The sequence below is a fragment of the Delftia tsuruhatensis genome (genome assembly GCF_903815225.1).
Classification (GTDB): domain Bacteria; phylum Pseudomonadota; class Gammaproteobacteria; order Burkholderiales; family Burkholderiaceae_C; genus Comamonas; species Comamonas tsuruhatensis_A.
Genome location: NZ_LR813084.1, coordinates 1,320,251 through 1,347,220 on the forward strand (window position 1 = coordinate 1,320,251; position 26,970 = coordinate 1,347,220).

The 26,970-nt window shown below is 67.3% G+C and carries 25 protein-coding genes and 1 tRNA gene; 5 read left to right on the forward strand and 21 right to left on the reverse strand.

Annotated elements, in window-relative coordinates:
• Positions 1-6 precede the first annotated feature (6 nt).
• On the forward strand, positions 7-1,005 hold the full coding sequence (locus tag L1Z78_RS05955) for a Bug family tripartite tricarboxylate transporter substrate binding protein (protein ID WP_234640632.1): 999 nt from the start codon (positions 7-9) through the stop codon (positions 1,003-1,005).
• Here the strand turns inward: L1Z78_RS05955 and L1Z78_RS05960 are convergent.
• From L1Z78_RS05960 to L1Z78_RS05985, 6 genes are all read right to left on the reverse strand, one after another.
• Positions 977-2,425, reverse strand: coding sequence for an amidase (locus L1Z78_RS05960; protein WP_234640633.1), 1,449 nt, complete (start codon positions 2,423-2,425; stop codon positions 977-979). The genes L1Z78_RS05955 and L1Z78_RS05960 overlap by 29 nt on opposite strands.
• Before the next feature lie 70 nt (positions 2,426-2,495).
• On the reverse strand, positions 2,496-3,989 hold the full coding sequence (locus L1Z78_RS05965; protein WP_234640634.1) for an ABC transporter substrate-binding protein: 1,494 nt from the start codon (positions 3,987-3,989) through the stop codon (positions 2,496-2,498).
• 110 nt (positions 3,990-4,099) lie between these two features.
• Positions 4,100-4,936, reverse strand: a complete 837-nt coding sequence (locus tag L1Z78_RS05970; protein WP_234640635.1) for an ATP-binding cassette domain-containing protein — start codon at positions 4,934-4,936, stop codon at positions 4,100-4,102.
• Complete coding sequence (locus L1Z78_RS05975) at positions 4,933-5,988, reverse strand: ABC transporter ATP-binding protein (RefSeq protein ID WP_234640636.1); 1,056 nt, start codon at positions 5,986-5,988, stop codon at positions 4,933-4,935. The genes L1Z78_RS05970 and L1Z78_RS05975 overlap by 4 nt, the downstream gene beginning before the upstream one ends.
• Positions 5,989-5,998: 10 nt before the next feature.
• On the reverse strand, positions 5,999-6,916 hold the full coding sequence (locus L1Z78_RS05980) for an ABC transporter permease (protein WP_234640637.1): 918 nt from the start codon (positions 6,914-6,916) through the stop codon (positions 5,999-6,001).
• On the reverse strand, positions 6,913-7,875 hold the full coding sequence (locus tag L1Z78_RS05985) for an ABC transporter permease (protein ID WP_234640638.1): 963 nt from the start codon (positions 7,873-7,875) through the stop codon (positions 6,913-6,915). Before L1Z78_RS05985 ends, L1Z78_RS05980 begins: the two co-directional genes overlap by 4 nt.
• 305 nt (positions 7,876-8,180) lie before the next feature.
• Here L1Z78_RS05985 and L1Z78_RS05990 point away from each other — a divergent pair, with 305 nt between their 5' ends.
• Positions 8,181-8,438 carry a YfhL family 4Fe-4S dicluster ferredoxin gene (locus L1Z78_RS05990; protein ID WP_234640639.1) on the forward strand — a complete coding sequence of 86 codons (258 nt, stop codon included), beginning with the start codon at positions 8,181-8,183 and terminating at the stop codon, positions 8,436-8,438.
• On the opposite strand, the gene pth is transcribed toward L1Z78_RS05990, so the two are convergent.
• The 7 genes from pth to L1Z78_RS06025 all read right to left on the reverse strand — a co-directional run bounded on the left by pth (position 8,435) and on the right by L1Z78_RS06025 (position 14,342).
• Positions 8,435-9,067, reverse strand: a complete 633-nt coding sequence (gene pth, locus L1Z78_RS05995; protein WP_234640640.1) for an aminoacyl-tRNA hydrolase — start codon at positions 9,065-9,067, stop codon at positions 8,435-8,437. The genes L1Z78_RS05990 and pth overlap by 4 nt on opposite strands.
• Before the next feature lie 125 nt (positions 9,068-9,192).
• Positions 9,193-9,822: a 50S ribosomal protein L25/general stress protein Ctc gene (locus tag L1Z78_RS06000; RefSeq protein ID WP_234640641.1), complete on the reverse strand. Its 630-nt coding sequence runs from the start codon at positions 9,820-9,822 to the stop codon at positions 9,193-9,195.
• Positions 9,823-9,995: 173 nt separating this feature from the next.
• Positions 9,996-10,955, reverse strand: coding sequence for a ribose-phosphate pyrophosphokinase (locus L1Z78_RS06005; protein ID WP_234640642.1), 960 nt, complete (start codon positions 10,953-10,955; stop codon positions 9,996-9,998).
• Between the two features lie 44 nt (positions 10,956-10,999).
• A tRNA-Gln gene (locus L1Z78_RS06010) sits at positions 11,000-11,076 on the reverse strand.
• A 29-nt stretch (positions 11,077-11,105) separates the two neighbouring features.
• On the reverse strand, positions 11,106-11,969 hold the full coding sequence (gene ispE, locus L1Z78_RS06015) for a 4-(cytidine 5'-diphospho)-2-C-methyl-D-erythritol kinase (protein ID WP_234640643.1): 864 nt from the start codon (positions 11,967-11,969) through the stop codon (positions 11,106-11,108).
• A 55-nt stretch (positions 11,970-12,024) separates the two neighbouring features.
• A complete protein-coding gene (locus tag L1Z78_RS06020) occupies positions 12,025-12,549 on the reverse strand; it encodes an outer membrane lipoprotein LolB (protein ID WP_234640644.1) in 525 nt (174 codons plus the stop codon).
• A gap of 11 nt (positions 12,550-12,560) precedes the next feature.
• Positions 12,561-14,342, reverse strand: a complete 1,782-nt coding sequence (locus tag L1Z78_RS06025) for a tetratricopeptide repeat protein (protein WP_234640645.1) — start codon at positions 14,340-14,342, stop codon at positions 12,561-12,563.
• A gap of 62 nt (positions 14,343-14,404) precedes the next feature.
• Between L1Z78_RS06025 and mutM the strand changes: the two genes are divergently transcribed.
• The 3 genes from mutM (at position 14,405) to mutY (ending at position 18,584) form a co-directional block, all read left to right on the forward strand.
• On the forward strand, positions 14,405-15,232 hold the full coding sequence (gene mutM, locus L1Z78_RS06030; protein ID WP_234640646.1) for a bifunctional DNA-formamidopyrimidine glycosylase/DNA-(apurinic or apyrimidinic site) lyase: 828 nt from the start codon (positions 14,405-14,407) through the stop codon (positions 15,230-15,232).
• A gap of 279 nt (positions 15,233-15,511) precedes the next feature.
• Positions 15,512-17,509 (forward strand): dynamin family protein, encoded by a 1,998-nt coding sequence (locus L1Z78_RS06035; protein ID WP_234640647.1) that lies wholly within the window; start codon positions 15,512-15,514, stop codon positions 17,507-17,509.
• Between the two features lie 4 nt (positions 17,510-17,513).
• A complete protein-coding gene (gene mutY, locus L1Z78_RS06040) occupies positions 17,514-18,584 on the forward strand; it encodes an A/G-specific adenine glycosylase (RefSeq protein ID WP_234640648.1) in 1,071 nt (356 codons plus the stop codon).
• 5 nt (positions 18,585-18,589) lie between these two features.
• Here the strand turns inward: mutY and L1Z78_RS06045 are convergent, their stop codons facing one another.
• The 8 genes from L1Z78_RS06045 to L1Z78_RS06080 form a co-directional block, all read right to left on the reverse strand.
• On the reverse strand, positions 18,590-18,853 hold the full coding sequence (locus L1Z78_RS06045) for a hypothetical protein (RefSeq protein WP_234640649.1): 264 nt from the start codon (positions 18,851-18,853) through the stop codon (positions 18,590-18,592).
• Complete coding sequence (gene creD / locus L1Z78_RS06050; protein WP_234640650.1) at positions 18,850-20,277, reverse strand: cell envelope integrity protein CreD; 1,428 nt, start codon at positions 20,275-20,277, stop codon at positions 18,850-18,852. Before creD ends, L1Z78_RS06045 begins: the two co-directional genes overlap by 4 nt.
• Positions 20,278-20,423: 146 nt before the next feature.
• On the reverse strand, positions 20,424-21,884 hold the full coding sequence (gene creC / locus L1Z78_RS06055) for a two-component system sensor histidine kinase CreC (protein ID WP_234640651.1): 1,461 nt from the start codon (positions 21,882-21,884) through the stop codon (positions 20,424-20,426).
• Positions 21,885-21,900: 16 nt separating this feature from the next.
• The gene (gene creB, locus L1Z78_RS06060; protein WP_234640652.1) at positions 21,901-22,620 is read right to left on the reverse strand and encodes a two-component system response regulator CreB; all 720 of its coding nucleotides are present in this window, start codon (positions 22,618-22,620) and stop codon (positions 21,901-21,903) included.
• A gap of 41 nt (positions 22,621-22,661) precedes the next feature.
• Complete coding sequence (gene rapZ / locus L1Z78_RS06065; protein WP_234640653.1) at positions 22,662-23,561, reverse strand: RNase adapter RapZ; 900 nt, start codon at positions 23,559-23,561, stop codon at positions 22,662-22,664.
• Positions 23,562-23,565: 4 nt separating this feature from the next.
• The gene (gene recN / locus L1Z78_RS06070) at positions 23,566-25,341 is read right to left on the reverse strand and encodes a DNA repair protein RecN (RefSeq protein WP_234640654.1); all 1,776 of its coding nucleotides are present in this window, start codon (positions 25,339-25,341) and stop codon (positions 23,566-23,568) included.
• A gap of 2 nt (positions 25,342-25,343) precedes the next feature.
• On the reverse strand, positions 25,344-26,240 hold the full coding sequence (locus L1Z78_RS06075; protein ID WP_234640655.1) for an NAD kinase: 897 nt from the start codon (positions 26,238-26,240) through the stop codon (positions 25,344-25,346).
• A gap of 9 nt (positions 26,241-26,249) precedes the next feature.
• Positions 26,250-26,525: a hypothetical protein gene (locus tag L1Z78_RS06080; protein ID WP_234640656.1), complete on the reverse strand. Its 276-nt coding sequence runs from the start codon at positions 26,523-26,525 to the stop codon at positions 26,250-26,252.
• Positions 26,526-26,970: the final 445 nt, after the last annotated feature.

Consider the following 26,970-nt stretch of genomic DNA (forward strand, 5'->3'; position numbering starts at 1 on the left):
CAAGCCATGGAATCCAGTCGACGCGGCTGCCTGCGGGCGGCCATGGCGTGCGCGGCCAGTACGGTCCTGGGAGCGGCCTCGCCCATCGCCTGGGCGCAGGGCCCCGCTGCCTATCCCTCCAGGCCACTGCGCATGGTGATCCCCTATCCGGCCGGGGGAGGCACGGACATCATCGGCCGCATCATTGCCCAGCAACTGAGCCAGGCCTGGGGCCAGCCCGTGGTGGTGGAGAACCGGCCGGGCTCCAGCGGGATCATCGGCAACGATGTGGTGGCCAAGTCGGCGCCCGACGGCCATACCCTGCTGCTGGGGATCACGGCCATGATCCAGTCGCCGGCGCTGTACCCGAAGCTGCCCTATGACGTGCTCAGGGATTTCGCGCCGGTCTCGCAGGTGGCCCTTTCCTCGGACCTGCTCGTGGTGCCACGCGAGGTGCCGGCCGCGACGCTCAAGGAGTTCATTGCCCTGGTCAAGGCCCATCCCGGCAAGTACAGCAACGGCAACTATGGCAATGGAACCTCCTCGCACATGCATGGCGAGTTGCTGCGGGCCAAGGCGGGGCTGGACCTGGCGTTGATCCCGTACAAGGGCGCGGCGCCGCTGGTCAACGATGTGCTGGGTGGACAACTGTCCTCGGGCTTCATCGACGTGTCCTCGGCCCATGCCCATCTGAAGTCCGACAAGATCCGCATCCTGGCCATCACGGGCATGCAGCGCCATCCGGCGCTGCCCGATGTGCCGACCTTCACCGAGTCGGGTCTGGCGGGGTTCGAGGCCAATGGATGGTTCGCCACCTTCGTGGCGGCGGGAACGCCCCGTCCCATCGTCGACAGGCTGTCGGCCGAGGTGCGGCGCGTCGTGGCCGCGCCCGAGCTCGGCGGCCGCCTGGTATCCATGGGCCTGCGCCCGGTGGGCAGCAGCCCGGAGGAACTGGCCGCCGTCATGGAGCGCGACCTTCCGCGCTGGGGACGCATCGTCAAGGACGCGGGGATTCGGCTGGAGTAGCGCGGGGCGGCGTCGGCCAGGCGGGCGGGGACGGGCGCAATTGCTCGAGCACACGGGACAGCCGCAGTACGCCCAGGTCGTCGAAGCGGCGCCCGGCGACCTGCACGCCGATGGGCAGGGCACCGTCGTGGCCGCAGGGCACGGAGGCTGCAGGCTGCTCCGACATGTTGTAGGGCACCGTGAACGCAATGTGCTCCAGCGGACGCAGCGGATCATTCGTGGGGCAGGGCATCTGCGCGGCAAACGCCGTGATGGGGGCCACCGGCGACAGCACGTAGTCGAAGGCTGCCGTGGCCTGGACGGTGGCCACGCGCACCAGGTGGGATTGCTGGCTGGCGATGTACAGCTGCGCGGGCGTCAGCGCCGAGGCACTGCCGGCCCAGTCACGGATGAAGGGCAGGACCATGGCGCGCTGCGCGGCCGGCAGGGCCTGCAGGTCCATGTGCGAGCGCATGCGCCAGAACTGGTCCAGGCCGTCGAGCATCTGCGGCGTCAGCCAGGGCCGCATCGGCTCCACATGGGCGCCGGCGGCCTCCAGCCAGCGTGCGGCCTGCTCCACGGTGGCGCGCACCGCGGGCTGCACGGGCAGGCCGCAGCCGGCCTCCAGCAGCAGGCCGATGCGCAGGCCGCGGACCTGGGCAGGATCCATGTCGAAGCCGGTCCAGGCGATGTCCTGCGCGGGCAGGCCCATGCTGTCGCGCGCGTCAGGCCGGGACAGCACCTGCATCATCAGCGCCGCATCGGCGACGGTGCGCGTCATGGGGCCGGCGCAGCGGCCCGTATAGGGCGGATCGATGGGCACGCGGCCCAGGCTGGGCTTGAGGCCGAAGATGCCGCACCAGCCCGCGGGCAGGCGGATGGAGCCGCCGATGTCGGTGCCCACATGCAGGGGGCCATAGCCCGCGGCGGCCGCGGCGCCCGCCCCTGCGCTGGAGCCGCCTGGTGTCTTTCCGAGGTCCCAGGGATTGAAGGTGTTGCCGTGCAGCGAGGACAGGCCCGAGGACAGCATGCCGTAGTCGGGCATGGTGGTCTTGGCGAAGACGATGGCGCCGGCCTCGCGCAGCCGGGCCGCTGGCGGTGCATCCTGCGGCGCCGCGACCAGAGGCATGGCGGCCGTGCCCACAGGCGTGGGGTCTCCGCGCGTGGCGATGTTGTCCTTGACCGTGGCGGGCACGCCATCGAGCAGGCCCATGGGGTCGCCGCGCAGCCAGCGGGCCTCGCTTGCACGCGCCTGGGCCAGGGCCGCTTCGGGCCGCAGAAGGTAGGCGGCGTGCAACTGCGGTTCCCAGCGCTGCACGTGGGCCAGCAGCGCGTCCAGCACCTCGACGGGCGAGAGGCTGCGCGCCCGGTAGGCGCGCAGCAACTCATGGGCGGGCAGGTCGTGCAGGGCCTGGCCCGGGGCAGGTGGCATGGCAGTCATCAAGGCTTCTCCTGTGGGAATGTGCGGCCCAGTGTGGGCCGCCATGGCAGGCGGCCGTGTCGCCTTCGGCTCAGCCGGCCCAGGACAGGGCCGAGAGGTCGTTGACGAAGACAGGCATGTCCTTCCACAGGCCGCGCAGGCTCTTGTTGGCCACCGTGACCCACTGCGGGGTGTAGAGGAAGGCGTGTACCGATTCCTGGGCCAGCAGCCGCTGGGCATCACCCAGCAGCCGCGAGCGGTCGGCGGGGCGCGAGGCGTTCTTGATCTTGTCGTAGAGCTCGTTGAACTGCGCGGACTGGTAGCCCCAGTAGTAGTCGGGCTTGGCGAAGTTGCCGAGGTCGAAGGGCTCTACATGGGAGATCAGCGTCAGGTCGTAGTTCTTGAGGGTGTAGGTGCCCGACAGCCACTGGGCCCATTCGACGTTCTGCAGCCTGGCGCGTATGCCTATCTTGGCCAGTTGCGCGGCGATCACCTCGCCGCCCTGGCGGGCGTAGGGTGTGGGCGGCAGGGTCATGGTCAGCTCCAGCGGCGTCTTGATGCCGGCCTCGGACAGCAGGGCCTTGGCCTTTTCCACGTCGAACGGATTGATGCCCGTGGTGTCCACATAGCCGAAGGCCGTGGGCACGTAGTAGCTGCCGATGGGCAGGCCGTAGCCGTCGCCCGCGCCGTCGATCACGGCCTTGCGGTCGATGGCGGCGGCGATGGCACGGCGCACGCGTGCGTCGTTCAGGGGCTTGCGCGCGTTGTTCATGGCCAGGATGGTCTTGGCGCGCGAGCCGCTGACCACGACCTGGAAACGGCCATTGGCCTTGAACTGGGCGACGCTGCGCGGGGTCACGCGCGGGAAGGCATCGACATCGCCTGCCAGCAGGGCAGCGACCTGGGCGGCAGGATCGGAGATGAAGCGGAAAGTGGCCCGGCGTATGCGCAGGCTCGGGGCCGTGCGGTACTGGGGCCAGGCCGTGAGCGTGACTGCCGCCCCCTTGTTCCAGCTGCCCAACTGGTAGGGGCCGGTGCCGATGGGGCGCGTGGCATTGGTGGCCGCGCTCTTGGGTTCGACGATGATGGAAGTGGCCTGGCCCAGCACGAAGAGGAAGTCGGGATCGATGTCCTTGTTGATGACCACCACCGTGTGGTCATCGACCACGCGCGTGGTCAGTGCCGCGAAGGTGCGCTTGTCCTTGTTGGTGCTCTTGTCGTCGCCGGCGCGATCGAAGGAGTACTTCACGCTGTGGGCGTTGAAGGGCTCGCCGTTCTGGAAGCCCACGCCCTTGCGCAGGCGGAAGGTGTAGGTCTTGAGGTCCGGCGAGACTTCCCAGCTCTCGGCCAGCAGGGGGGAGACACTGCCGTCGGAGTTGATCTTGGTCAGTGTCTCGAACAGGTTGTAGAGCACGATCTCGCCGATGGAGGAAGCTGCGCCTGCCGTGGGGTCCAGCCCCGGTGGCTCCAGCGTCATCGCCAGCGTGACGCTGTCCTTGCGGCTCTGGGCCAGTGCGGGCCAGGGCATCAGCAGGGGCAGGCCGGCGGCAGCGGAGCGGGCCAGCAGGGAACGGCGGTTGAACATGAACAGGTCTCCGGAAATTCTTGCAAGGGGGCTCGGGCCGCTGGCTGCGGCCTGCAGCAGTGTTTTTACACCAGCACGCACAGGTGCGCGGCCTTGGGCCATGGCAGAGGCTAGCCGCGGTGCTGCAGCGTGAGCCGCGGAACGGCCCTGACCAGGGCCTGCGTGTAGGGATGTTGCGGGGCGTGGAACAGCTGCTGCGGTGCTCCGCGCTCGACGATGAGGCCATCCTTGAGCACGATGGCCTCATCGCACAGGTGGCGCACCACGGCCAGATCGTGGCTGATGAACAGGTAGGACAGGCCCAGTTGCCGCTGCAGATCCCGCAGCAGGTTCAGGACCTGGGCCTGGACCGAGACGTCGAGCGCACTCACGGGCTCGTCGGCCACGATGAGGCGCGGGCGGGTGATCAGCGCACGTGCGATGGCGATGCGCTGGCGCTGGCCACCGGAGAACTCATGGGGGTACTTGTCCAGGTCCTGGCTGCGCAGTCCGACCTGCTCCAGCGTGGCACCGGCCAGGTCGCGGCGCGCGGACCGCGCCGCAGGCAGCGGCTGGGCCGTCAGGGGCTCGCAGACGATGTGCTCCACGGTCATGCGCGGATCCAGGGAGCCATAGGGATCCTGGAACACCATCTGGAAATCGCGGCGCGCGGCGCGCAGGGCCTGGCCTGAGAGGCGGTGCAGATCCTGGCCGAGCAGCCGCACGCTGCCGGCGCTGGGCCTGTCCAGCGCCATCACCAGCCGCGCCAGCGTGGACTTGCCCGAGCCCGATTCCCCGACCACGCCCAGGCTGCGTCCGGCGGCCAGCGTGAAGTCCACGCCACGCAGCGCATGCACCGGCTGGGGGGCACGCCACAGCGAGCGGCGCGGCAACTGGTAGCTGCGGGCCAGCTGCGTCACCTGCAGCAGAGGCGCGCCGTCGAGGGGCGGGGCATCGTGCGCCGTCATTCGGCGGCTCCTGCTGCCAAAGGGTCTGGTGCAATGGCTTCGGGGCGCCGGCAACGCACCACGTGGGGCTGTGCCCAGGCCTGGAGGGACGACGGCGTGGGGCGCTGCGGGCGCTGCAGCACCATGCAGCGGGGGCGCTCGCTGTGGCAAGCCGGCTCCGTGAAGTCGCAGCGGCCCGCGAAGGCGCATCCGGCGGGCAGGTCCACCAGCTCGGGCACGGTCCCGGCAATGGTGGGCAAGCGGTCCTGGCGGGGGCTGTCCGGCGCCCGCGCGTTCCATTGTGGCCGTGCAGCGAACAGGCCGCGCGTGTAGGGATGGGCGCGGCGCGCGAAGATGGCTTCGGTCATGCCGCTTTCGACCACGGTGCCGCCGTACATGACCAGCAGTTGCTCCACGTTCTGGGCGATCACTCCCAGGTCGTGCGAGATCAGCAGCAGGGCCATGGAATGCTCGGCCACCAGTTCCTGGAGCAGGTCCAGGATCTGTTGCTGCACGGTCACGTCCAGGGCGGTGGTGGGCTCGTCGGCGATCAGCAGGTCGGGCCCGCAGGCCAGGGCCATGGCGATGGTGATGCGCTGGCGCTGCCCGCCCGAGAACTGGTGCGGGAAGTCGTCGTAGCGCCCGGTCGCGCCTGCAATGCCCACGCGTTCCAGCAATGCCACCGCCTGCGCGCGTGCCGCCTGGCGACCCAGGCCCAGGTGGCGGCGCAGCGGCTCGGCCACCTGCCGTCCTACGCTGTGCACGGGATTGAGCGCCGTCATCGGCTCCTGGAACACCATGGCCATGCGGTTGCCACGCAGGCGGCACAGCGCATCCTCGCCCAGGTCCAGCAGTTCCTGGCCATTGAGCACGATGCTGCCATCGACCTGTGCATGCTCGGGCAGCAGACCCATCAGTGCCAGGGCCGTCAGCGATTTGCCGCAGCCGGACTCCCCGATCAGGCCCAGCGTGGCACCGCGCTCCAGGATGAACTCCAGATTCTGCACGGCACGCGCGCGACCGCGCGGGGTCTGCAAGGTGATGGTGAGGCCGGAGACTTCGAGCAGGGGCATGCCGCGTCCTTCAGCGCTGCCGTGACAGGCGCGGATCGAGCAGATCGCGCAGGCCGTCGCCCAGCAGATTGAGGCCCAGCACCGACAGTGCGATGGCCAGTCCCGGCCATACGGCCAGCAGCGGTGCCTGGAACATCAGGGTCTGGGCCTCGCTCAGCATGCGTCCCCAGGATGGCTGGGGAGGCTGCGTGCCCAGTCCCAGGTAGGACAGGGCGGCTTCCGCCAGGATGGCCAGCGCGAACTGTATGGTGGCCTGCACCACCAGCACCGGCAGGATGTTGGGCAGCACATGGTGCCAGGTGATGCTGGCGCGGCCATGGCCGCAGGCCCTGGCGGCCAGCACGTATTCGCGTGCCCACACGGCCTTGGCCGAGGCCCGTGTGATGCGTGCGAACGTGGGAATGTTGAAGATGCCGATGGCAATGATGGCGTTGACGATGCCCGCGCCGAACACGGCCGTGAGCATGATGGCCGAAAGCAGTGCGGGGAAGGCAAAGCTGAAGTCGGCCAGGCGCATGATGGCCTCCTCCACCCAGCCCCTGTATGCTGCCGCCACCAGCCCCAGCACCACGCCGATGGACAGCCCCATGCCCACGGCGATCACGCCGACCAGGATGGAGCTGCGCGCACCGATCAGTAGCAGCGAGGCCACATCGCGCCCGAAGGCGTCGGTGCCCAGCCAGTGCGTGCTTGCAGGCGCCAGCAGTTTGGCTTCCAGATCCATGTCGTAGGCCGAGCCCGGGGTCCACAAGAAGGACAGCAGCGCGGCCGTCAGCAGCAGCAGGGTCAGCGCCCCGCCCAGCATGAAACTGCGGTGTCCCCGCATGCGTCGCGCCAGGCCCGCCGGCGCCTGGCGCGTGACCGCCCGCGTGGGCAGGTGTTCCGCAGGCGCTGCCGGGGACGCAAGTTGACTGTCCGATGGGCTCATATGTCGCTGGCCTCGATGCGTGGGTCGATGGCTGCGTACAGCACATCCACGGCGAAGTTGATGACCACCACCATGGCCGCCAGCAGCAGCACGCAGTTGCGCACGACGATGAGGTCGCGGTTGGCGATGGACTGGAAGATCAGCCGGCCCAGGCCCGGCAGGTAGAACACGTTCTCCACCACGATGGTGCCGGCCAGCAACTGTGCGAATTGCAGCCCCATGACGGTGAGCACGGGGATCATGGCGTTGCGCAGCACATGGCCCCAGAGGACGGCACGGCGCGACAGGCCCTTGGCGCGTGCCGTGCGCACGAAATCCTCGCGCAGCACCTCCAGCACGGCGGAGCGCGTGATGCGGGCCAGGATGGCCGCCTGCACCACGGCCAGCGAGATCGCCGGCAGCAGCAGCGCCCGCAGCGCGGGTAGCGGACCACCGCCGTCCGCTTCGCTCCAGCCGGGGAAGCCGCCTGCGGAGAACCATTGGAGCTTCACCGAGAACACCAGGATCAGCAGGATGGCGAACCAGAAGTTGGGAATGGCGATACCCAGTTGCGCCAGGCCCATGACGCCCAGATCGCCCCAGCGGTTGTGGCGCGCGGCCGCATAGATACCGGCGGCCAGGGCCAGCACGGTGGTGATGAGCATGGCCATCACGGCGAGGGGAACGGTGACGGCCAGGCGCTCGAGTACGAGATCGCTGACCGGCGTGCTGTAGGCGTAGCTCAGGCCCATGTCGCCGTGCAGCAGACCTTGCAGCCACTGCGCGTATCGTTGCCAGGCCGGCCGGTCCAGGCCCAGCTGTACCGCCAGCGCCTGCACCGCCTCGGGCGAGGCATCGGGGCCCATCAGCATCTGGGCGGCGTTGCCCGGCAGCACTTCAAGCACGCCGAAAACCACGGCCGAGGCACCCAGCAGCGTGGCTGCCAGCATCAGCAGGCGCTTGAGCAGGAAGATGCTCATGGATGGTCGGTGCGTTCGTGGGCGCTGTGGGCCATGGACAGGTCGGGGAGATTCATGGCCGCGGATGGGGCAGGCCTTGGGCCCGAATGGTACTGTGCGCCAGCGATGCGCGCAGCATCCAGGCGATTTTCCGGTGCGTTCGCGCCATGCCGCGACAAGTCCGTTCGGGTGCCATGACTATGGTGCGGACGGGATAATGGCGCCATGACACCCGTTGCCTCCATGGCGTGCCGCCCTATGGCGAGCCGCCCCATTGCCAGCCGCTGCGCGGGATCCCAGGTGCGCGTGTCCGTGAAGGAGCTGCCATGGCGCTGATGATCACCGACGAATGCATCAACTGCGATGTGTGCGAGCCCGAGTGCCCGAACGACGCGATCTCCATGGGCGAGGCCTACTACGAGATCGAGCACAGCAAGTGCACGGAATGCGTGGGCCACTTCGATGAGCCGCAGTGCGTGCAGATCTGCCCAGTGGCCTGCATTCCGGTCAATCCTGCCCATGTCGAGGACCGCGAAACCCTGATGCAGAAGTTCCTGCGCCTGCAGGCGCAGGCTCCGGGCTAGGCCTTGTCCGGGTCTCCTGGCTCGGTCGATGCCGCGCGCGCAGGCTTGGGACGCGGGGGCTTGGTGGTGTGGATCAGCAGCGTGGCCTTGTCCATGTCGCCGGCCTGCAGCTCGGGCCAGGCCTTCAGGGAGTGGGCGATGCTGTCCTCGATCAGCTGGCGCTGATCGGGTGCGGGTTTCCTGAGCACCCAGTTGGCGACCTCGGCCTTGTGGCCCGGATGGCCTATGCCTATGCGCAGCCGCCAGTAGTCGGGGGAGCCGAGCTGGGCATGGATGTCGCGCAGCCCGTTGTGGCCGCCGTGGCTGCCTCCGCGCTTGAGCTTGACCTGGCCGGGCGCAAAGTCCAGCTCGTCATGGACGACGAGAACTTCCTGGGGCTGGATCTTGAAAAAGCGTGCCAGCGCGCCCACGGACTTGCCCGAGAGGTTCATGAAGGTCTGGGGCTCTAGCAGCCAGACGCTTTCGCCGCGCACGCTGGTGCGTGCCATGAGTCCGAAGTAGCTGCGCTCTGGAGTCAGGTTCACCTTGAGCTCGCGCGCCAGCGCATCGATCCACCAAAAGCCCGCGTTGTGGCGGGTGTCCTCATACTCCGGCCCGGGGTTGCCCAGTCCGACAAACAATTTGATCATCCGGCGATTATCTCCATGGCGGCCGTGGCAGGCCGGGGAGGGAGCGGCCATGCAAAAGGCCCACGCGAGGTGGGCCTTTTGCATGGACTGCAGCGGCCGGAGCCGCCGCAGGGGAAAGCCAGGAATTACTTCTTGCCCTTCTTGGCCGGAGCGGCCGGGGCGGCAGCGGGAGCTGCGCCTGCATCGGGAGCCACTTCGGGCAGCTTGATGGAGATCAGGGCGGGGTTCTTGTTGGAGCCGCGCACCACAGCCTTCACGCCGTTGGGCAGCTTCACGCCTTGCAGGCCAAGGGTCGACTTGGAGTTCAGGCCGCTCAGGTCCACCTTGATGAATTCGGGCAGCTGGGCGGGCATGCACACCACGTCCAGTTCGTGGATCAGGGGGGTGACCGTGCAGTTCTCGACCTTGACGGCCTGGGACTGTTCCGCGCCTTCGAAGTGCAGCGGCACCTTCAGGTGCACCTTGGTCTTGTCGTCGACACGCTGGAAGTCCACGTGCAGGATCAGCTGCTTGTAGGGGTGGAACTGCACGTCGCGCAGCACGACCTTGGAGGTCTGGCCGTTGACTTCCATGTCCAGCACGCTGGAGTGGAACGCTTCCTTCTTCAGGGCGTGCCACAGGGCGTTGTGATCGATCTCGATCAGTTGGGCTTCGGCGGCTCCACCGTAGACGATGCCAGGGGCCTTGCCCGAATTGCGCAGACGGCGGCTCGCACCCGTACCTTGCTTGGCGCGCTCAAAAGCGACGAATTGCATAACTAACTCCTAGATGGATGGACCGCGACCAGCCTCATCCGTTGATAAAAGAACGCCAGTCCCCTCGGGAGATGGCTGCTCTTGCGATGGTTCCGCAACGGCCCGAAGACCGGCCCGGAACGCGCAAACCTCCCGAAGGAGGTTTGCAGATCTTGGCTACAAAGCCCGCTATTCTATTCCGAGAACAGGCTCAGCACCGAATCACCGGTGGAAATCCGCTGGATCGTCTGGGCAATCAGGGGGGCCACGGACAATTGGCGGATCTTGCTGCAGGCCTGGCCGGCGGCGCTCAGTGGAATGGTATTGGTGACCACGACCTCGTCCAGGGCGTCGCCGTTGCCGATGCGGTCGATGGCGGGGCCCGAGAAGATCGGGTGCGTGCAATAGGCGTAGACGCTCTTGGCGCCGCGCTGCTTGAGCACCTCGGCGGCCTTCACCAGTGTGCCGGCCGTGTCGATCATGTCATCCATGATCACGCAGTTGCGGCCGTCGATGTCACCGATCACGTGCATGACTTCGGAGACGTTGGCCTTGGGGCGGCGCTTGTCGATGATGGCCAGATCGCAGCCGAGCTGCTTGGCCAGCGCACGGGCGCGGACCACGCCACCCACGTCGGGGGAGACGACGATCAGGTCTTCGTAGTTCTTCTGGCGCAGGTCGCCCAGCAGCACCGGCGTGGCATAGATGTTGTCCACGGGGATGTCGAAGAAGCCCTGGATCTGGTCGGCGTGCAGGTCCATGGTCAGCACGCGCTCGACGCCCACGGCCTGCAGCATGTTGGCCACGACCTTGGCCGTGATCGGCACGCGGGTCGAGCGCGGGCGGCGGTCCTGGCGGGCGTAGCCGAAGTAGGGGATCACCGCGCAGATGCGCTCGGCCGATGCGCGCTTGAGCGCGTCCACCATGACCAGCAGTTCCATCAGGTGATCGTTGGTCGGCGCGCAGGTCGATTGCACGACGAAGACGTCTCGCGTGCGCACGTTCTGCTTGATCTCGACGGCGACTTCTCCATCGGAGAAGCGACCCACGTCGGCGGCGCCCAGTGTGGTGCCCAGGTGCTGAACGATTTCAGCGGCCATGCCTGGATTGGCATTGCCGGTGAAGACCATGATGTCAGGATGATGTGAATGCATTGAGCGCCCCAGTACGATGGGTTTGCCTTGACGCGAAAGATGTTTGGCAGGGGAGGAAGGACTCGAACCCTCGCATGCCGGAATCAAAATCCGGTGCCTTTACCAACTTGGCGACTCCCCTACACAGGCTTCTCGTCGTGGACGAAAAGCCTAGAAATTCTCATCTGCCAACCAATCCTTCAAGGGATGGGTCTGCAGATTGCTGCAAACTTTGACATTCCATGCGCTTGGGGCGCTTTGGAGGTCGATTGTTTGCGTCAGTGGTGCAAATACTGCACTTCCCGAGCCCGTCATTCTAGCATGCAGTTTGAAGGACTCCAGCCAATCGATGGCTTTTTTCACTTCTGGCTGCAGTCTTTCCGCGACAGGCTGCAAGTCGTTTCGGCCAAAGCCGTAGTGATCTGCAGCAAAGTCGGCGATTGTAGCATGCGCGTGGTCACGCTTCAGTGCTGGGTCGCGAAAGATTGCCATGGTTTCCAGGCCGGCCTCGGGCTTGACCACCACGAACCTCTGGGGGGGCGGCGCATCGGCGTGTGCCAGCGGGGTGATCTGTTCGCCGATGCCCTCCACCCACGCGCAACTGCCGCACAGGAAGAACGGGACGTCGGCGCCCAGGTCCAGTGCGATGTGCTGCAGTGCCTGCCGCGGCAGATTCAGCTGCCACAACCGGTTGAGCGCGATCAGGGTGGAGGCGGCATCCGAGGAGCCGCCTCCCATGCCGGCCTGGGCGGGAATGCGCTTCTCCACGCCGATGTGCACGCCCTGGGTGCAACCTGTGGCGCGCTGGAGTGCCCGCGCGGCGCGCACGATGAGATCGTCGGCGGGCAGGGCCATGCCGGAGAGGTCCTCGCGGCTGACCTGCCCGTCGCCGCGCCTGTCCAGGTGCAGCGTGTCATGCCAGTCCAGCAGCATGAATACCGACTGCAGCAGGTGGTAGCTATCCGCCCTGCGGCCGGTGATGTGGAGAAACAGGTTGAGTTTGGCCGGGGCCGGTACATCGTGCAGCGAGCGCATGGGCGAAAAGGATGGGAAATGATGGCGATGCGGCGAGGTGGGGCCCCTGCGGCGGTCAGGGCATGTCCAGCACGATGCGCAATGCGGCGGGTGGCTGCGGGTCGTGGCGCCGAGCCACCAGGCGGCCTTGCTCCACGCGAGACAGGTCCACGTCCCAGCCCGCGGCGGCAGTGGCACGGCCTTGCAGCCAGTCGAACAGTGCCGCGATGGGCAGGTCGCTGCCCGTCAGTTCCTGGACGAGCGCGGCCAGGGAGTCCGAGGTCTTGCGGTCCTCGCCCTGCTGCAGGCTGGCCTGTCCCGGTGCCCACAACAAGCGCGCCAGCGTGGAGCCCAGTGGGGTGAAGAGCAGCAGCTCGCCGCGCACGGGTGTGCCCAGCAGCTCGAAGCCTGCGCTGAAGGACTGGTTTTGCGCATCTTCCACTTGCAGCGCCAGGCGGCCCGACCAATGGCCCGCAGTGGCCGTGTCATCAGACTGGAGCTGGCGGGGGGGCAGGGCGCAGCCGGCCAGGGCCAGCAGTGCAAGGGATGCTGCGGCAGCGCACAACTGGCGGCGCCGCAGGGAGCGCGGCTGGATGGGCATCGCGATGCAGTTCAGAGCGACACGCCCAGGCGCCTGAGCGTCTCGCGCAGCGTGCTGTTGTCGGGACTCTTGGCCAGGGCCTGGCCCCAGACCTGCCGGGCCCGATCGTGCTCGCCCTTGGCCCAGAGGACTTCGCCCAGATGCGCGGCGATCTCCACGTCGGGGCGGTTGGCGTAGGCGCTTTCGAGCAGCCTGAGGGCTTCGTCCAGCTCGCCGCGGCGGAATTTCACCCAGCCCAGGCTGTCGGTGATGAACGGGTCGCCTGGAGACATCTCCAGAGCCTTGCCCACCAGCTTCTCCGCCTCGTCCAGGTGGATTCCGCGCTCGGCGAAGGAGTAGCCCAGCGCGTTGTAGGCATGCTGGAAGTCGGGCTTGCGCGCGATGATGTCGCGCAGCAGCCGCTCCATCTCGTCATGCTTGCCGATGCGCTCGGCCAGCAGGGCCGTGTCATAGGCCAGTTCGGCGTCATCGGGATCCTGCTTCTGCAACTGGGCCTGCAGTGCATAGGCCTGGGCCGGCTGGTCGGCATCGCGCAGCAGCTGTACTTCGGCCAGGCGCTTGAGCCGCTGCTGGCTGGGGCCGCTGGCGGGAACAGCCTCGATGAGGGCGCGGGCTTCCTTGAGCTTGCCCTGGCGTGCCAGCAGGGCGGCACGGCGCGTCTGCACGCTCAGCAGGTTGGGGGCATCATCGATGCGGCGCAGCAGGGCGTCGGCCTCGGCGAATCGGCCCTGCTTTTCGGCGATCTGGGACTGCAGCAGGTAGTACTGGGACTGGGCGGCGCTGCGTGCAACGCCTGCGGGAAGCTGGGGCACCAGCTTGCCGAAGCGTTCGGTGGACGCCTGGGCGGCTCCCACCTCGTCGGACTGCAGTTGCAGCGCGGCCAGCGTGGCCCAGGCCTCGGCGTAGTCGGGCGAGTCCACGGTGATGGATACGAGCTGCCGGCGGGCTTCTTCCAGGCGCTGCTGCCCCAGCAGCACGCGTGCATAGGCCATGCGCATCTGGGCGGAAGGGTTCTTGGCCAAATAGCGTTTGACGATGGGCTCCGCCTCGGATATCCCCACCTCCAGCAGCTCCATGGACAACAAGGCCACGGGGCCGGTGTCCGGGGTGAGTGACTGGGCCTTGTGCACGGCCAGCATCGCCGCCGTCTTTTGTCCCGCGCCCAGGCGCATGTGGCCTATGGTGGCCCAGGCCAGCGGGCCGCTTGCAGGGTTGTCGATTTCGGCGGCCATGGCCTGCTCGACGACATCGGCGGCAAGGGCCTTGTCGCTGGCGTTGTTGTAGAGCTGGGTGATGCCCAGGTAGGTCGCGGGCTTGGAGGGGGCGGGGGTGGCAGCGATCTCGCGCTGGAGGTAGGGGCCTGAGTCGGCGATGCGGTTGAGCGCCACCAGGATCTGCAGCACGAAGCGGTTGGCATCGCGCGACTGGGGAAAGGCGTCAAGCCAGGCGCGGGCATTGGCCAGTGCGCGTTCGCCCGAGCGCGACTGCAGGGCCAGCTCCGTGCCCCGGCGATACAGCTGTTCGCTGTCGCTGGTGCGCGCGGCATCCATCATGATGGCCTGGGCATCGCCGAACGCCCCTTCGTCTGCGACGATCTCGCCGACCAGTATCTTGTAGAACAATTCGGCGTCAAGTGCGGAGCCTTCCTCCTGCCCGGATGCGGCGGCCGGAGGCTCGGGGGACTCCGCCTCGATCGTGGCTGCGGTCTTGCCCGGGAGGGCCCAGGCAGTGGCGGAACCCATGGCCAGGGCAGCAGCCACGGCGAGTCCCTGAAGGCGAAGGCGATGATCCATCGAATCATAATAATCGAAGCCTTGCCCCGCATTTCGCACAACCGCAGCACAAACCGGATCGCATGCCTGAATTGCCAGAAGTCGAAGTCACGCGACGCGCCTTTGCCTCGCAGATCGCCGGAGCACGCATCGTGTCCGTGGCCCTGGGCAAGCCATTGCGCTGGCCTCTTGGCATCGACCCGGGGCTGCTGGCCGGACGGCAAGTCCTGGGCGTGCGCCGCCGTGGCAAGTACCTGCTGATGGAGTTGAGCGAAGGCATGCTGCTGCTGCACCTGGGCATGTCGGGCAGCCTGCGCTTCGTGGCGCCGCATGAACCGGCACTGGGTCCGGCCGGGACGCATGACCATTTCGATCTGCAGACCAGCCATGGGCTGCTGCGCCTGCATGACCCGCGCCGCTTCGGTGCCGTGATGTATGTGCGGGGACTGGACGATCCCTGGGCGCGCAGGCTGCTCGATCACCTGGGGATGGAGCCTCTGGAGGACAGCTTCTGCCTCACGGCTTTCCGGGAGGGCCTGCTGGCCAGCCGCACGCCCATCAAGCAGTTGCTGCTGGGTGGCAGCGTGGTCGTGGGTGTAGGCAACATCTATGCCAGCGAGGTGCTGTTCATGGCACGCATCGCGCCTACGCAGCCCGCCCGTGAGGTCGGACAGCGCAAGGTTCGCAGGCTGTTCGAGGAAATCCGCCGTGTACTGGCCCTGGCGGTGGAGCAGGGCGGCACGACGCTGCGCGACTTCTCCGCGCCCGACGGCATGGCCGGCCACTTCCAGCTGCAGGCCAGGGTCTATGGCCGAGAGGGTCTGCCGTGCACGCATTGCGGCGCGGCCGTGCAACTGATCCGTCAGGGGCAGCGCAGTACTTACTTCTGCGCACGTTGCCAGAAAATCTGACAAATCCTGAAACACCTGGGGCGACGGCCGTGGCTGGCCGCATGGCGCAATGCAAGGCCTGCCATCGCGGGGGTGGGTGGGAATGTGTTGCATTTGTAAGTAAATGATTTTTCATTCCCAATCCCCCCATGTCCCGGGCCGGCCATGCGGCGCCGCAGCGGGCAAATCCGGGCGACGGTGCTATATTTTGAGGAGAACAGGCATCACGCTTGCGGCGCAAGGCCGGGGCGATCATTGAACATCGGCGATGCCGCGGCGGTGCAACGGCGGGGGAAACACGTGGGACCATCATTCAACGAGCAATTCGACCAGCACGGCGCGTGGCGCCGCGGCTTTGCGCAGCAATTGCATGCGCTGCGCGAATGGCTGCAGTCCCAGGAGCTGCTGGATGTCGCCGTGCAGGAGCGGCTGCAGCGGCTCGAGGCCCAGGTGCGCGGCGACAAGGTCATGGTGGCCTTCGTGGCGGAGTTCTCGCGCGGCAAGTCCGAGCTGATCAATGCCGTCTTCTTTGCGCACTATGGCCGCCGCCTCATGCCGGCCAGCGCGGGTCGCACGACCATGTGTCCGGCCGAGCTGGGCTGGGAGGCCGATCTGCAGCCCAGCCTGCGCCTGCTGCCCATAGATACCCGCGAGTCGCTGGAGAGCCTGGGCCAGTGGCGTGCCCGCCCCGAGGCCTGGCTGCAGTTGCCACTGGACGTGGGCAATGCCCAGCAGATCGCGGACACGCTGGCCAAGGTGGCCGAAGTGCGCAAGGTTTCGGTTGAACTCGCCCGGGCCTGGGGCTTCTGGCATGACGAAGACCAGGGCGGCAACCCTTTCGTCGACGACCAGGGCCTGGTCGAGGTGCCGATGTGGCGGCATGCATTGATCAACATGCCCCATCCCCTGCTCAAGCAGGGGCTGGTGATCCTGGACACTCCGGGCCTGAATGCCGTGGGCGCGGAGCCCGAGCTGACCGTCAACCTGATCCCCCAGGCCCACGCCGTGGTCTTCGTGCTGGCGGCCGACACGGGCGTGACCAAGTCCGACCTGGCCATCTGGCGTGACCATGTGCTGCCCCCTGAAGCGGCCGCGGGTCAGCAGATGCTGGCCGATTCCCGGCTCGTGGTGCTCAACAAGATCGACACGCTCTGGGACAGCCTGAGTTCCGCTGCCCAGGTGCAGGGCCAGTTGCAGCGCCAGCGCCTGGAGTCGGCGCACATGCTGGGCCTGCCCATGGAGCGCGTGCTGCCCGTGTCGGCGCAGAAGGGGCTGGTGGCCAAGGTTTCCGGCAATGACGCGCTGCTGCAGGCCAGTGGATTGCCCGTGTTCGAGAACATGCTGGCCGAAGGCATCATGGGCCAGCGCCAGAAGGTGTTGCAGACAGCGGTCAAGGCCAATGTGCAGCAGCTCCAGACCGAGGTGGAGCGCGTGCTCAACATCCGCCGCCGGGACCTGGACGATCAGATGGCCGAACTGCGCAGCCTGCGCGGCAAGAATGCCAGCGTGATCGCTTCCATGCGCCACCGCATAGAGAGCGAGCAGCAGGATTTCGATGCCAGCGCGGCCCGCATACAGGCCGTGCGGCTGGTCCACATGCGCATGCTGCGCGACATCTTCCGGCAACTGGGCTCCAGCGCGCTCAAGCAGGAACTGGTCGATCTCAAGGATGCCCTGGAGCAGCGTGGGCTGAAGCTGGGCGCCCGCAAGGTCTATGCCGAGACCTTTGAACGCCTGCGCACCGTGGCATCCCGGGCCCAGGCCCAGGCCGGGGAAATCCAGTCCATGCTGGCCGCGACCTTCAAGGAACTCAATGCCGAATTCGGCTTCTCCCTGCAAGCTCCTGCCCAGCTGGAACTGGCGGAATTCGGTGGCGACCTGCAGCGCATCGAGGCCAGCTATATCCAGTATCTGGGCCTGGGCCATGCGCTCAAGCGCAGCAATCCCGCCTTTGCCCAGCGCCTGATCAAGGCGCTGGCCATGCGGTTGCGTACCGTGTTCGAGTCCGCCGCCAATGATGTGGACATGTGGAGCAAGTCCGCGACGGCCCAGCTCGATGCCCAGTTGAAGGAACGCAAGCGCAGCTTCGCCCGCCGCATCGAAGCGGTGGACCGCATCCAGAATGCGGCCTCGGGACTGGTGGAGCGCATTGCTGAGATCGAGGCCGCCGACGAACAGCTCACGGCCCTGCAACTGCAGCTGGGCCATGCCACCCTGGAGCTGCTGCAACCCCTGTCACCGACGCCTGCGCTCGCGGCGCAGGCGAGAGTGGTGCAGGAAAACCCTTTGACTGCTTGATATCTTGACTCTCCCCTCGATTGCCGCTCCGGTCGTGCAGTGGCAGGCGTCCCATGGGCGCAATCACCTGCCCTGGCAGCAGACGCGCGACCCCTATCGCGTCTGGCTCTCTGAAATCATGCTGCAGCAGACCCAGGTCAGCACCGTGCTGGGCTACTACCAGCGCTTTCTCGATGCCTTTCCCGATGTCGCCAGCCTGGCGGCCGCTCCGCAGGATGCGGTGCTGGCGCTGTGGAGTGGCCTGGGCTACTACAGCCGGGCACGCAATCTGCACCGCTGCGCCCAGGTCGTGGTCGAGCAATGGGGTGGCGTCTTCCCGGGCCGGGCAGAAGATCTGGCCACCTTGCCGGGCATAGGGCGCTCCACGGCGGGAGCCATCGCCTCCTTCTGCTTTTCGCAGCGTGTGCCCATCCTGGATGCGAATGTGCGGCGCGTGCTCACGCGCGTGCTGGCCTTCGATGCCGACCTGGCCGTCGCGAAGAATGAGCGCGAGCTATGGGACCTGGCGCAGCAGCTATGCCCGACCGAGGATCTGGAGCATTCCATGCCGCGCTATACCCAGGGCCTGATGGACCTGGGCGCCACGATCTGCCTGCCGCGCAAGCCCGGCTGCCTGGTGTGCCCGCTGCAGCCACAGTGCCGTGCAGCCCGCCTCGGCAGCCCTGAGAGCTACCCCGTGCGCACGCGCAAGCTCAAGCGCGGCGCCGAGGCCTGGTGGCTGCTGATCGCCGTGGATGAGCACGGTCGCGTCTGGCTGGAGCGCCGGCCCCAGCAGGGCATCTGGGCCGGGCTTTTTGCGCCGCCCGTCTTCGGTGGACGCGATGCACTGGCCCAGGCAGTCGGGCAGCATTGGCCTGCCGCTGCTCCCCCTGACTGGACCGACCTGCCCGCCTTCCTGCATGTGCTTACCCACCGCGACCTGCACTTGCATCCGGTGCAGGTGCCCGTGCGGTCAGTCGGCATGGAAGGCGCGCGTATGGGGCCGGAGGGCTGCTGGGCCGATGCCAAGGCCTGGGCCGGCATGGGCCTGCCGGCGCCGGTGCGCAAGCTGCTCGACGGGCAGCTCGGCGGCTGAATGCGCTAGAACCGGCGCCGCGGCAGCAGCAGGGCGCAACGCAGCAGCATCCAAGCCAGCCACTGTTCGCGTCCGCCCGGTACACGCCGGGCGTGCGCTGCGGCATCGGCGATGTGCAGCCTCAGGCTGCGCAGGGCCTCGCGGTCGCCGTTTTGCAGAGCCCGTTTCCAGGCCTGCTCGCAGTGCTGGCGCTGCATTGCCTGCTCATCGCAGCCATGCGTGCCTTGAAGGTCACCGAGGCGATGGATGTGGTCGGTAGCGGCACTCATGATGGCAGTGCTCCGGTGGTCCTGGAGAAGCCTTCTGCATTGCGCTCGCCATCCTGGCGGCCAAAGGCATACCAGTCCACATGCCGTGTGCAGATCATGATCACGGCCAGCACGGCGAACAATGCAATGGCTCCCACGATCAGCGCGCTTTGCTCCAGTTGCAGCAGCACGTACAGCAGCCCGTAGAGCGACGCGATTGCCGCTGCGAAAGGCAGGCCACGGCGCACGCTGCCCAGGATGTGGCTGGCGTAGTGGGCCAGCAGCAGCACGCAGGCCGTGGCGGCGATGGCATAGGCGCTGGCGAAACCCATGTGCTCGGACAGGCTGATCAGCAGCAGAAAGAAGCTGCACAGCGCCGAGCCCACGAGCAGGTACTGGATGGGGTGCACGCGCAGTTGCTTGAGCACCTCGAACAGGCCGACGGCCACGAAGGTCAGCACCACGAAGAGCAGGCCGTACTTGGTGGCGCGGTCGCTGAGCGAATAGGGGTTGATCGGGTCCACGAAGTCGGTGTCCAGCGATTCCAGGCAGGGGCCGTTGCCTGCCTGGGCCGGTGCGGCGTATTCACCGGCTTGCCGCTGGCTGCCTGGCTGGCACAGCGGCTGCTGGTCGGTGAAGGCCTGTCGCGCGGAGGAAGCAAGGGCCGAAAGATTCCAGTGGGCGTTGAAGCCCTTGTCGCCGATTTCACGCCGGTTGGGCAGGAAGCTGCCGCCAAAGGACGGATGAGGCCAGTCGGCCGACAGCTGTACTTGGCTGCTGTTGCCCAGCGGCACGAAGGCCAGCTTCTCGGTGCCGACCAGCTCCAGGGCGATCTGCAGCTTCAGGGTGCCATCCTGCTTGAGCAGGGTAGTCGGCAAGGTGGCCTGCAGGCCTTGCGAGTAGCGCTCCAGCGACGTGCCGGGTCCCACGTCCAGGCTCCTGCCATCCACTTCGATGGTGGCAGATCGGATGCCGCGCGGGTCTGTCAGGGACAGTGCCACGCGCAAGGCGCCGCAGCGCACGGTCTGATCCGCCGCCGGCTCTATGGAGGGCTTGTCCAGATACTGGGCGGCGTTGGCGAAGCTGGCAGTGATGCTGTCTTGCAAGGCATAGGTGCTGACCTTGTGCAGGCCGCGCGAGCGGTCCTCCATGCGTGCCGTGGCCTCGTGGCGCAGCTGGTCCGGCAGCAGCAGCCGCTGGAACGGGCGCGTGGTCCATTCGGTCTTGCTGCCTTTTTCCATGCCCGTGGTCTCGGTGCAGTTTTGCACCAGCACCGGGCCCATCAGGGTCTGGCGTCCGGCCAGGCTGGCGACCACGCCTTGCACGGCGTGGTCGCGGTTGCGTATGCGGTCCTGCACCACATCGTGTATGAGGCCCAGGCCCAGCATCAAAAGGCCCAGCATGGCGAGCAGGGCCAGGCCCTTGGCCAGTAGTCGGTTCTTCATTCCACATCCCGTTCGTTGATCGTGGACGCAGTCTCGGAGGGGCCTGTGTGCCGGAGATGAAGTCTGTGAAGCGGGCGTGAAGTACGAATTCTCCGGACCGGCCCTCACTGGCCCCGGGCGCCAGCCTCCGTGGAACGGGGTGGTTTTCAGTGCACCTGCAGGGGCCAGTCCAGCGTGACGCGCAGGCCGGGGTGGGCGTTGGCGGCCTGCATGCCTCCGCCGTGCAGCAGCATGATGCGCAGCACGATGGACAGGCCCAGGCCCGTGCCGCTGCGTTCTCCATCAGGGCGAGGCATGGTGAAGAAGCGCTCGCCCAGGCGGTCGAGCAGGGCGTCGGGCACGCCCGGGCCGTGGTCGCGCACGCTCACGCGTCCGGGCTCCAGCTCCACATGGATGGAACTGCCCTCGGGTGCGAAGTCGATGGCATTGCTCAGCAGATTGCTCAGGGCCAGCACCACCAGGTCTTGTTCCCAGGGGCCGTGGCTGTCCTGGCCTTGCAGCATCAGCGCTATGCCGCGCTGGTGTGCCGCGCCCTGGAGCTGCACCATGGCCTGCTCGGCGCAGGCGCGCAGGCTGCAGGTCGTGTACGCGCGCAATGCCCTGCGCTGCTCCAGCTGGCTCAGGCGCAGCAACTGGTCCACGAGATTTTGCAGGCGCTGGCACTGGTCCACGACCTGACGGGCAAAGAGCTCGCGGTCGGCCTGCGGCAGATCTTCCTGCAGCAGCTCGCCCGCGCCGCGGATGGCAGCCACGGGGCTTTTGAGTTCATGTGTCAGGGCGCGCACATAGCCTTCGATGTAGTCGCGACCTTCCAGGCGGCTGCGCATGTTCTCCATGGCGCAGGCCAGTTCTCCCAGCTCTCCGGGCATGCGGGGCGCCTCGGGCATGGGCGGAGCCGTCGTCGGCGAGGCGGCCTCATGGAGCGTGGGTGCCTGCACCTGCTGCGCGTAGTTGCGCAGGCGCCGCACATGGATGACCAGCCACCAGGTGACGGCAAAGCCCACGCTGGCGGACAGCAGCAGGAACAGCAGGCCGCCGCGCAGCATCTTGCTTTCCGCGCCGTCGATGATCTTCTGTACCGAGTGGGCGGGCTTGGAGGCCGTGAGCACGCCTGCGATGCGGCCATCGACCATGATGGGGGCGGAGACATACATGACGCTGCTGGCCTCGTCGTTCTGTACCTCCCGTGTGGTGCGTGCGCCATACTCGCCGCGCAGCGTGCGGTGCACGTCGCGCCATTGCGAGTAGTCGGCCCCCAGGTCGGTTCCTGCCGAGTCGAACAGCACGCGGCCCTGCTGGTCGGTGAGGGTGACGCGCATGTCCAGGCTGGTCTTGCGCGTATCCCAGATCCAGACCTTGACGGACTGGCTGGCATAGGCCCGCATGTGGTGGGCGAAGCGGCTGTCCGCAGGGCTGTGGCGCAGCACGCCGCTGGCCATGTCGTCGCTGGCCAGGGCCGCCAGCGCGTAGGCGGTCTCGACCAGTGTGTCCTCGGTGACCTTGCGCACGCTGGGCTTGACCTCGACCATGAAGACGCGCAGCACGAAGAAGGCGGCCAGGCCGTTGATGACGAAGAAGGCAAAGAACAGCCGCAGTCCCAGGCGCATGGCGTGCAGTGCCGTGTCAATCCGGCAGCGTCAGGCTATAGCCCATGCCGCGGTGGGTGGCGATGAAGTCCTGGTGCGGTGCCTGGGTGCGCAGCTTGGCGCGCAGGGTCTTGACATGGGTGTCCACGGTGCGGTCCGTGCTGTCGCTGTCCTGGCCCCAGATGCTGTCGAGCAGGAACTCGCGGCTCAGGATGCGTCCCGGACGCTCCAGCAGGCATCGCAGCAGCTGGTATTCGCGCCGCGTCAGCTCCAGCGCCACGCCCTGGATGCATATGCGCTGGCCCTGGGTATCGATGCTGAACAAGGCGTGGGCCGGGGCTGTGATGGCCTGCGGAGTCTGCAGACGCTGTGTACGCCGCAGCAGCGCCCGGGTGCGCGCCACCAGCTCGCGTGGACTGAAGGGTTTGGTGAGATAGTCGTCCGCGCCCAGCTCCAGGCCCAGCACACGGTCCATTTCCTCGCCGCGCGCACTGAGTACCAGCATGGGAACGGTGGCGCCTGCCTGGCGCAGTTCGCGGCACCAGTCCAGGCCGTTGCCGTCGGGCAGGCCCACATCGAGCAGCAGCAGGTCGGGGCGTTGCGCATTCCATTGCGCACGCGCATCGGCCAGTTGCAGGCAATGGCGGATGGCGATGCCGTCGCGCTCCAGCGCATAGCAGACGGTGCGCGCGATCGCAGGGTCGTCCTCCACGAGCAGCACGCGGGGAGCGTTCATCGTCGGTGGCAGGCCCTGCATCGCTGGAACGGGATATGGCGCAAATCCAGGCACGGGCGCGGCTAGGCGTCGGCGGACAGCTCGGAAGGCTTGGGCGTGGGGCGGCTGTCCAGCGAGCGGTGGCGGCACAGCGTGGGCCAGCGCGGGGCGAAGTGCCGTGCCAGCTCCTCGACCAGGAACACCGAGCGGTGCTGCCCTCCCGTGCAACCGATGGCCACGGTGACATAGCTGCGGTGGTTGCTGGCCATCATGTCCAGCCAGGACTCCAGGAACTGCTGGATATCGCGTCGCATCTGGTCCACGCCGGGCTGCTGGCGCAGGAAATCGGCCACGGGCGCATCCATGCCGGTCAGCGGGCGCAGCTGGGGCTCGTAGTGCGGGTTGGGCAGCATGCGCACGTCGAAGACATAGTCGGAGTCCGACGGCAGGCCGTGCTTGAATCCGAAGGACTGGAACACCAGGGTCATCTGCCCGACCGGCGCCGCGATCAGCTCCTTGATATAGCTTTGCAACTGGGACGAGCGCAGGTTGCTGGTGTCGATGACATGCGATTGGTTGCGCAGTTCGCCGAGCAGTTCGCGCTCGGTCTCTATGTCCTGGACCAGGGCGCGCCTGCCTTCGGCGACAGGGCCCCGTGACAGAGGGTGCCGTCGCCGGGTCTCGGAAAAGCGCCGCACAAGGGTGCCCGTGGTGGCGTCCAGGAAGACCAGGTGGGGGACCACCCCCTGTTGCTGCAGCCGCTCGAGCTGCCCGGGCAGGTGGGGCAGGCCCCCTGCGCTGCGCGCATCCATGGCAATGGCCACCTTGTTGCTGTGGCGGCCGTGCTCCAGTTCGACAAAGGCCGACAGCAGTTCCGGCGGCAGGTTGTCCACGCAGTAGTAGCCGGCATCCTCCAGCGCGTGCAGGGCAACGGACTTGCCCGATCCGGACATTCCGGTGATCAGAACGATCTCTAGCGACATGGTGTCAGCCTCCCGTGGTGTTGCGTGCACCGTCGGCCGCGCTGCCCGCCTTGAATTTGCCGCGTTGCGCATTGCCCGCAGTCCCCTGCCGCCCGGCACGGCGCGGGGCAGGGCGGGGTGGCGGAGCCTGGCGCGCCATGGCCAGCATCTCGCGGGCATGGGCCAGCGTGGTCTCCGACAGCCGCTCGCCGCCCAGCATGCGCGCCAGCTCCGCCTCGCGCGCGGCGCTGTCCAGCGGCTGGACGGTGCTGAGCGTGCCCTGCCTGGCGCGCTGCTTGGCTACCAGGTAGTGGTGATCGGCGCAGGCTGCGACCTGGGGCAGGTGGGTGACGGACAGCACCTGGCGCGAACGGCCCAGCGCGTGCATGAGGCGGCCCACGGTTTCGGCAACGGCACCGCCCACGCCCGAGTCGACCTCGTCGAAGATCAGCGTGCCTGCCTCGCCCAGCTCGCTGGTGGTCACGGCGATCGCCAGGGAAATGCGCGACAGCTCGCCGCCAGAAGCCACCTTGGCGATGGGCTTGGGGCTGGCGCCCGGATGGCCGGCGACCAGGAAGGCCACGCTGTCCACGCCGAAGGCGCCGGGCGCATCGGCGGTGGACAGTGCGGCCTCGAACAGGCCGCCTTCCATGCCCAGGCCCTGCATGGCCTGGGTGATGGCGCGCGACAGCCTGGGCGCAGCCAGCGCACGCTGCTGGGACAGTATCCGGGCACAGGCCTGGTAGTGCTGCTGCGCCGCCTGCTCGGCGGCATGCAGGGACTCTATGTCCACGGCGGCGTCCAGCTGCTGCAGCTCCTGACGCCAGCCAGCCAGCAGCGCGGGCAGTTCGTCGGGCGTACGCCGGTAGCGGCGTGCCAGCTGCATCCACAGCGAGAGGCGGGCATCGAGCTCGGCCAGGCGCTCGGGGTCCAGGTCGGCGCGTCGCAGATAGGCCTGCAGCGAATGGCGAGCATCCTGGACCTGGGCCATGCTGGAGGCCAGTACGTCGGCGATGTTCTGGAACTCGGGCTCCAGGTGCTCCTGGTTCTGGACCATGTGGCTGGCGCGCCCCAGCGGACTGATGACGCCGGACTCGTCGTCCTCCAGCATCTGCAGCGTGGTCTGGGCGGTGTCGATCAGCGTCTGGGCATGGGACAGGCGCGTGTGCTGGGCGTTGAGTTCATCCCACTCGTCGGCCTGCGGCGACAGCTTGTCGAGTTCGGCGATCTGCCACTGGAGCCGTTCGCGCTCGCGCTGCAGGCTGTCCTGGGCGGATTGCGCATGCTGCAGCGCCTGCCGGGCCTGGCTCCAGAGGCTCCAGCCGGCCTGAACCTCGCGGCTGTCTATGCCTGCGTAGGCGTCCAGCAAGGCACGTGCCGCATCGGGCCGCGTGAGGCTTTGCCAGGCATGCTGGCCGTGGATGTCGATCAGTTGCTCGCCCAGGGCGCGCAGTTGCGTGGCCGTGGCCGGTGTGCCGTTGATCCATGCGCGGCTCCTGCCCTGGGTGTCCACCGTGCGCCGCAGCAGCAGGCCGTTGTCCTCGCTGGCCAGGCCCGCGGCCTCCATCCACGGGCGCAGGCGCGCGCAGCCATCGAACTCCACGCAGATGTCGGCCTGGGCACAGCCCTCGCGCACCACGTCGGCGTCGGCGCGTGCGCCCAAGGCCAGTTGCAGGGCATCGATCAGGATGGACTTGCCGGCGCCTGTCTCCCCGGTCAGCACCGTGAAGCCTGCCTGCCAGTCCAGGTCCAATGCCTGCACGATCACGAAGTCGCGCAGCACGATGCGCTTGAGCGCCATGGTCAGGCGCCCCCCTCGTTCCAGCCCAGCTTCTTGCGCAGCGTGGCGAAATAGTTCCAGCCCCTGGGGTGCAGGAAACGCACGCTGTGATGGGCCCGGCTCACGAGAATGCGGTCGCCGTGTTGCAGCGAGGCCAGGGACTGCATGTCGAAATTGGCGCTCACGTCGCGCCCGCCGACGACCTCGATCGTGACCTCGTTGGCATCCGACAGCACGATGGGGCGGTTGGACAGGTTGTGCGGAGCGATCGGCGCCATCACCCAGGCGGGAATGGATGGGTGCATCATGGGGCCGCCTGCAGACAGCGCATAGGCCGTGGAGCCCGTGGGCGTGGCCACGATCAGGCCGTCGGCGCGCTGGTTGGAGACGAAGCGGCCGCCGACCTCGATGCGCAGCTCCACCATGCCCGAGGTGCCGCCGCGGTTGACCACCACGTCGTTCATGGCCAGGGCCTGGAACACGCACTGGTCGTCGCGCATGACGCGGGCACACATCAGCGGGCGCAGGTCCTCTTCGTACTCGCCCTGGAGCATGGGAGTGAGCGTGCCTTCGAAATCCTCGAGCGCGATGTCGGTGACGAAGCCCAGCCGCCCCTGGTTCACCCCGATCAGGGGCGTCCCGTATTGCGCCAGGTGCCGGCTCACGCCCAGCATGGTGCCGTCGCCGCCGACGACCAGGCCCAGGTCGCAATGCCGCCCCAGGCCGTCCACGTCGAGCGTGGGGTAGTCTGTCAGGCCGGCATGCAGGGCCGACTGGGTATCGAGCACGACTTCGCAGCCCTGGCGCCTGAGAAAGCCGGCGATGCGCTCTAGCGCATGGCTGGCATTCTCGGACGGGGCGCTTGCACTGGGCGCGTGGTACTTCCCGATCAAGGCAACGTGGCGAAACGTGGACGTCATTTCTGGAAATTACATCATTAAAGTTTTGTACTTTTCTTCCCAGTAGCTTTTTTCTTCGTCCGGGGTCGCTTGGTGGGTTAGGTTCACAGCAGCAATGATCTGCATTGCATCTATGTGTGCCATCTCTGCCATCTTCGCGATCGCTATGTCCGGGAGCCTCCGGCGTCCTTTCATGTAGTTCGAGAAAGTCTTGCCTTCGAGTCCGAGGGCCTCTGCTGCGTCCTTGTCGAACCTTAGGCCGCATCGGGCCTTGTAGATGCCAACAATTGATTCAAGTGCATTCATAGGGTTTACCCTCTGTAAAAGTCTTCACTTTGAAGTAAAATTCTTCATATCGAAGGTTTTTGACTTCCCTGTGGGGGAAAAGTCTTCGGCATCTTAACCCCTCGGGATCATCCCGGCCAGTTGCAGTGATCCACAGCACGGCCTACCGCCGGAAGCAGGGATGGTCTTGAGGTTTTGACCTGGAGCTACCCATGTCAGCTACGCAAGTTTCCTTCTCGGCCTTCGCTCTCTCCCGGCGTACTCCTGCGCCCTTCCCTGCAAGTGATCAGCGCTGCCTGCTCTGCGGCGAACCTGCTGCATCCTGCAAATGCACTCCCCCCGCTGCCATTCCAGGCGCTGCCCCCGTGGTAGCTCACGGGCTCGGTGTCGGTAGCGGTGGGGAGTGCTCCCTGCGTGAACGTCGCATGAGTCTGCTCCGTGAACGTCGACCTGGGGGTCGCGGCAT

Excerpts from the sequence above, each read along its gene's own strand:
- recN (WP_234640654.1), bottom strand. The coding sequence starts at position 25,341 with ATGGCGCTCAAGCGCATCGTGCTGCGCGACTTCGTGATCGTGCAGGCA.
- pth (WP_234640640.1), bottom strand. The coding sequence starts at position 9,067 with ATGATCAAATTGTTTGTCGGACTGGGCAACCCCGGGCCGGAGTATGAG.
- L1Z78_RS05980 (WP_234640637.1), bottom strand. The coding sequence starts at position 6,916 with ATGAGCCCATCGGACAGTCAACTTGCGTCCCCGGCAGCGCCTGCGGAA.
- L1Z78_RS06075 (WP_234640655.1), bottom strand. The coding sequence starts at position 26,240 with ATGACGTCCACGTTTCGCCACGTTGCCTTGATCGGGAAGTACCACGCG.
- L1Z78_RS05985 (WP_234640638.1), bottom strand. The coding sequence starts at position 7,875 with ATGAGCATCTTCCTGCTCAAGCGCCTGCTGATGCTGGCAGCCACGCTG.
- L1Z78_RS05975 (WP_234640636.1), bottom strand. The coding sequence starts at position 5,988 with ATGCCCCTGCTCGAAGTCTCCGGCCTCACCATCACCTTGCAGACCCCG.
- L1Z78_RS06045 (WP_234640649.1), bottom strand. The coding sequence starts at position 18,853 with ATGAGTGCCGCTACCGACCACATCCATCGCCTCGGTGACCTTCAAGGC.
- L1Z78_RS06080 (WP_234640656.1), bottom strand. The coding sequence starts at position 26,525 with ATGAATGCACTTGAATCAATTGTTGGCATCTACAAGGCCCGATGCGGC.
- rapZ (WP_234640653.1), bottom strand. The coding sequence starts at position 23,561 with ATGTCGCTAGAGATCGTTCTGATCACCGGAATGTCCGGATCGGGCAAG.
- L1Z78_RS05960 (WP_234640633.1), bottom strand. The coding sequence starts at position 2,425 with ATGACTGCCATGCCACCTGCCCCGGGCCAGGCCCTGCACGACCTGCCC.
- creC (WP_234640651.1), bottom strand. The coding sequence starts at position 21,884 with ATGCGCCTGGGACTGCGGCTGTTCTTTGCCTTCTTCGTCATCAACGGC.
- creB (WP_234640652.1), bottom strand. The coding sequence starts at position 22,620 with ATGCAGGGCCTGCCACCGACGATGAACGCTCCCCGCGTGCTGCTCGTG.
- L1Z78_RS05970 (WP_234640635.1), bottom strand. The coding sequence starts at position 4,936 with ATGACGGCGCACGATGCCCCGCCCCTCGACGGCGCGCCTCTGCTGCAG.
- L1Z78_RS05990 (WP_234640639.1), top strand. The coding sequence starts at position 8,181 with ATGGCGCTGATGATCACCGACGAATGCATCAACTGCGATGTGTGCGAG.
- L1Z78_RS06005 (WP_234640642.1), bottom strand. The coding sequence starts at position 10,955 with ATGCATTCACATCATCCTGACATCATGGTCTTCACCGGCAATGCCAAT.
- creD (WP_234640650.1), bottom strand. The coding sequence starts at position 20,277 with ATGAAGAACCGACTACTGGCCAAGGGCCTGGCCCTGCTCGCCATGCTG.
- L1Z78_RS06020 (WP_234640644.1), bottom strand. The coding sequence starts at position 12,549 with ATGCCCATCCAGCCGCGCTCCCTGCGGCGCCGCCAGTTGTGCGCTGCC.
- L1Z78_RS05965 (WP_234640634.1), bottom strand. The coding sequence starts at position 3,989 with ATGTTCAACCGCCGTTCCCTGCTGGCCCGCTCCGCTGCCGCCGGCCTG.
- mutM (WP_234640646.1), top strand. The coding sequence starts at position 14,405 with ATGCCTGAATTGCCAGAAGTCGAAGTCACGCGACGCGCCTTTGCCTCG.
- L1Z78_RS05955 (WP_234640632.1), top strand. The coding sequence starts at position 7 with ATGGAATCCAGTCGACGCGGCTGCCTGCGGGCGGCCATGGCGTGCGCG.
- ispE (WP_234640643.1), bottom strand. The coding sequence starts at position 11,969 with ATGCGCTCGCTGCACGATGTACCGGCCCCGGCCAAACTCAACCTGTTT.
- L1Z78_RS06025 (WP_234640645.1), bottom strand. The coding sequence starts at position 14,342 with ATGGATCATCGCCTTCGCCTTCAGGGACTCGCCGTGGCTGCTGCCCTG.
- L1Z78_RS06000 (WP_234640641.1), bottom strand. The coding sequence starts at position 9,822 with ATGCAATTCGTCGCTTTTGAGCGCGCCAAGCAAGGTACGGGTGCGAGC.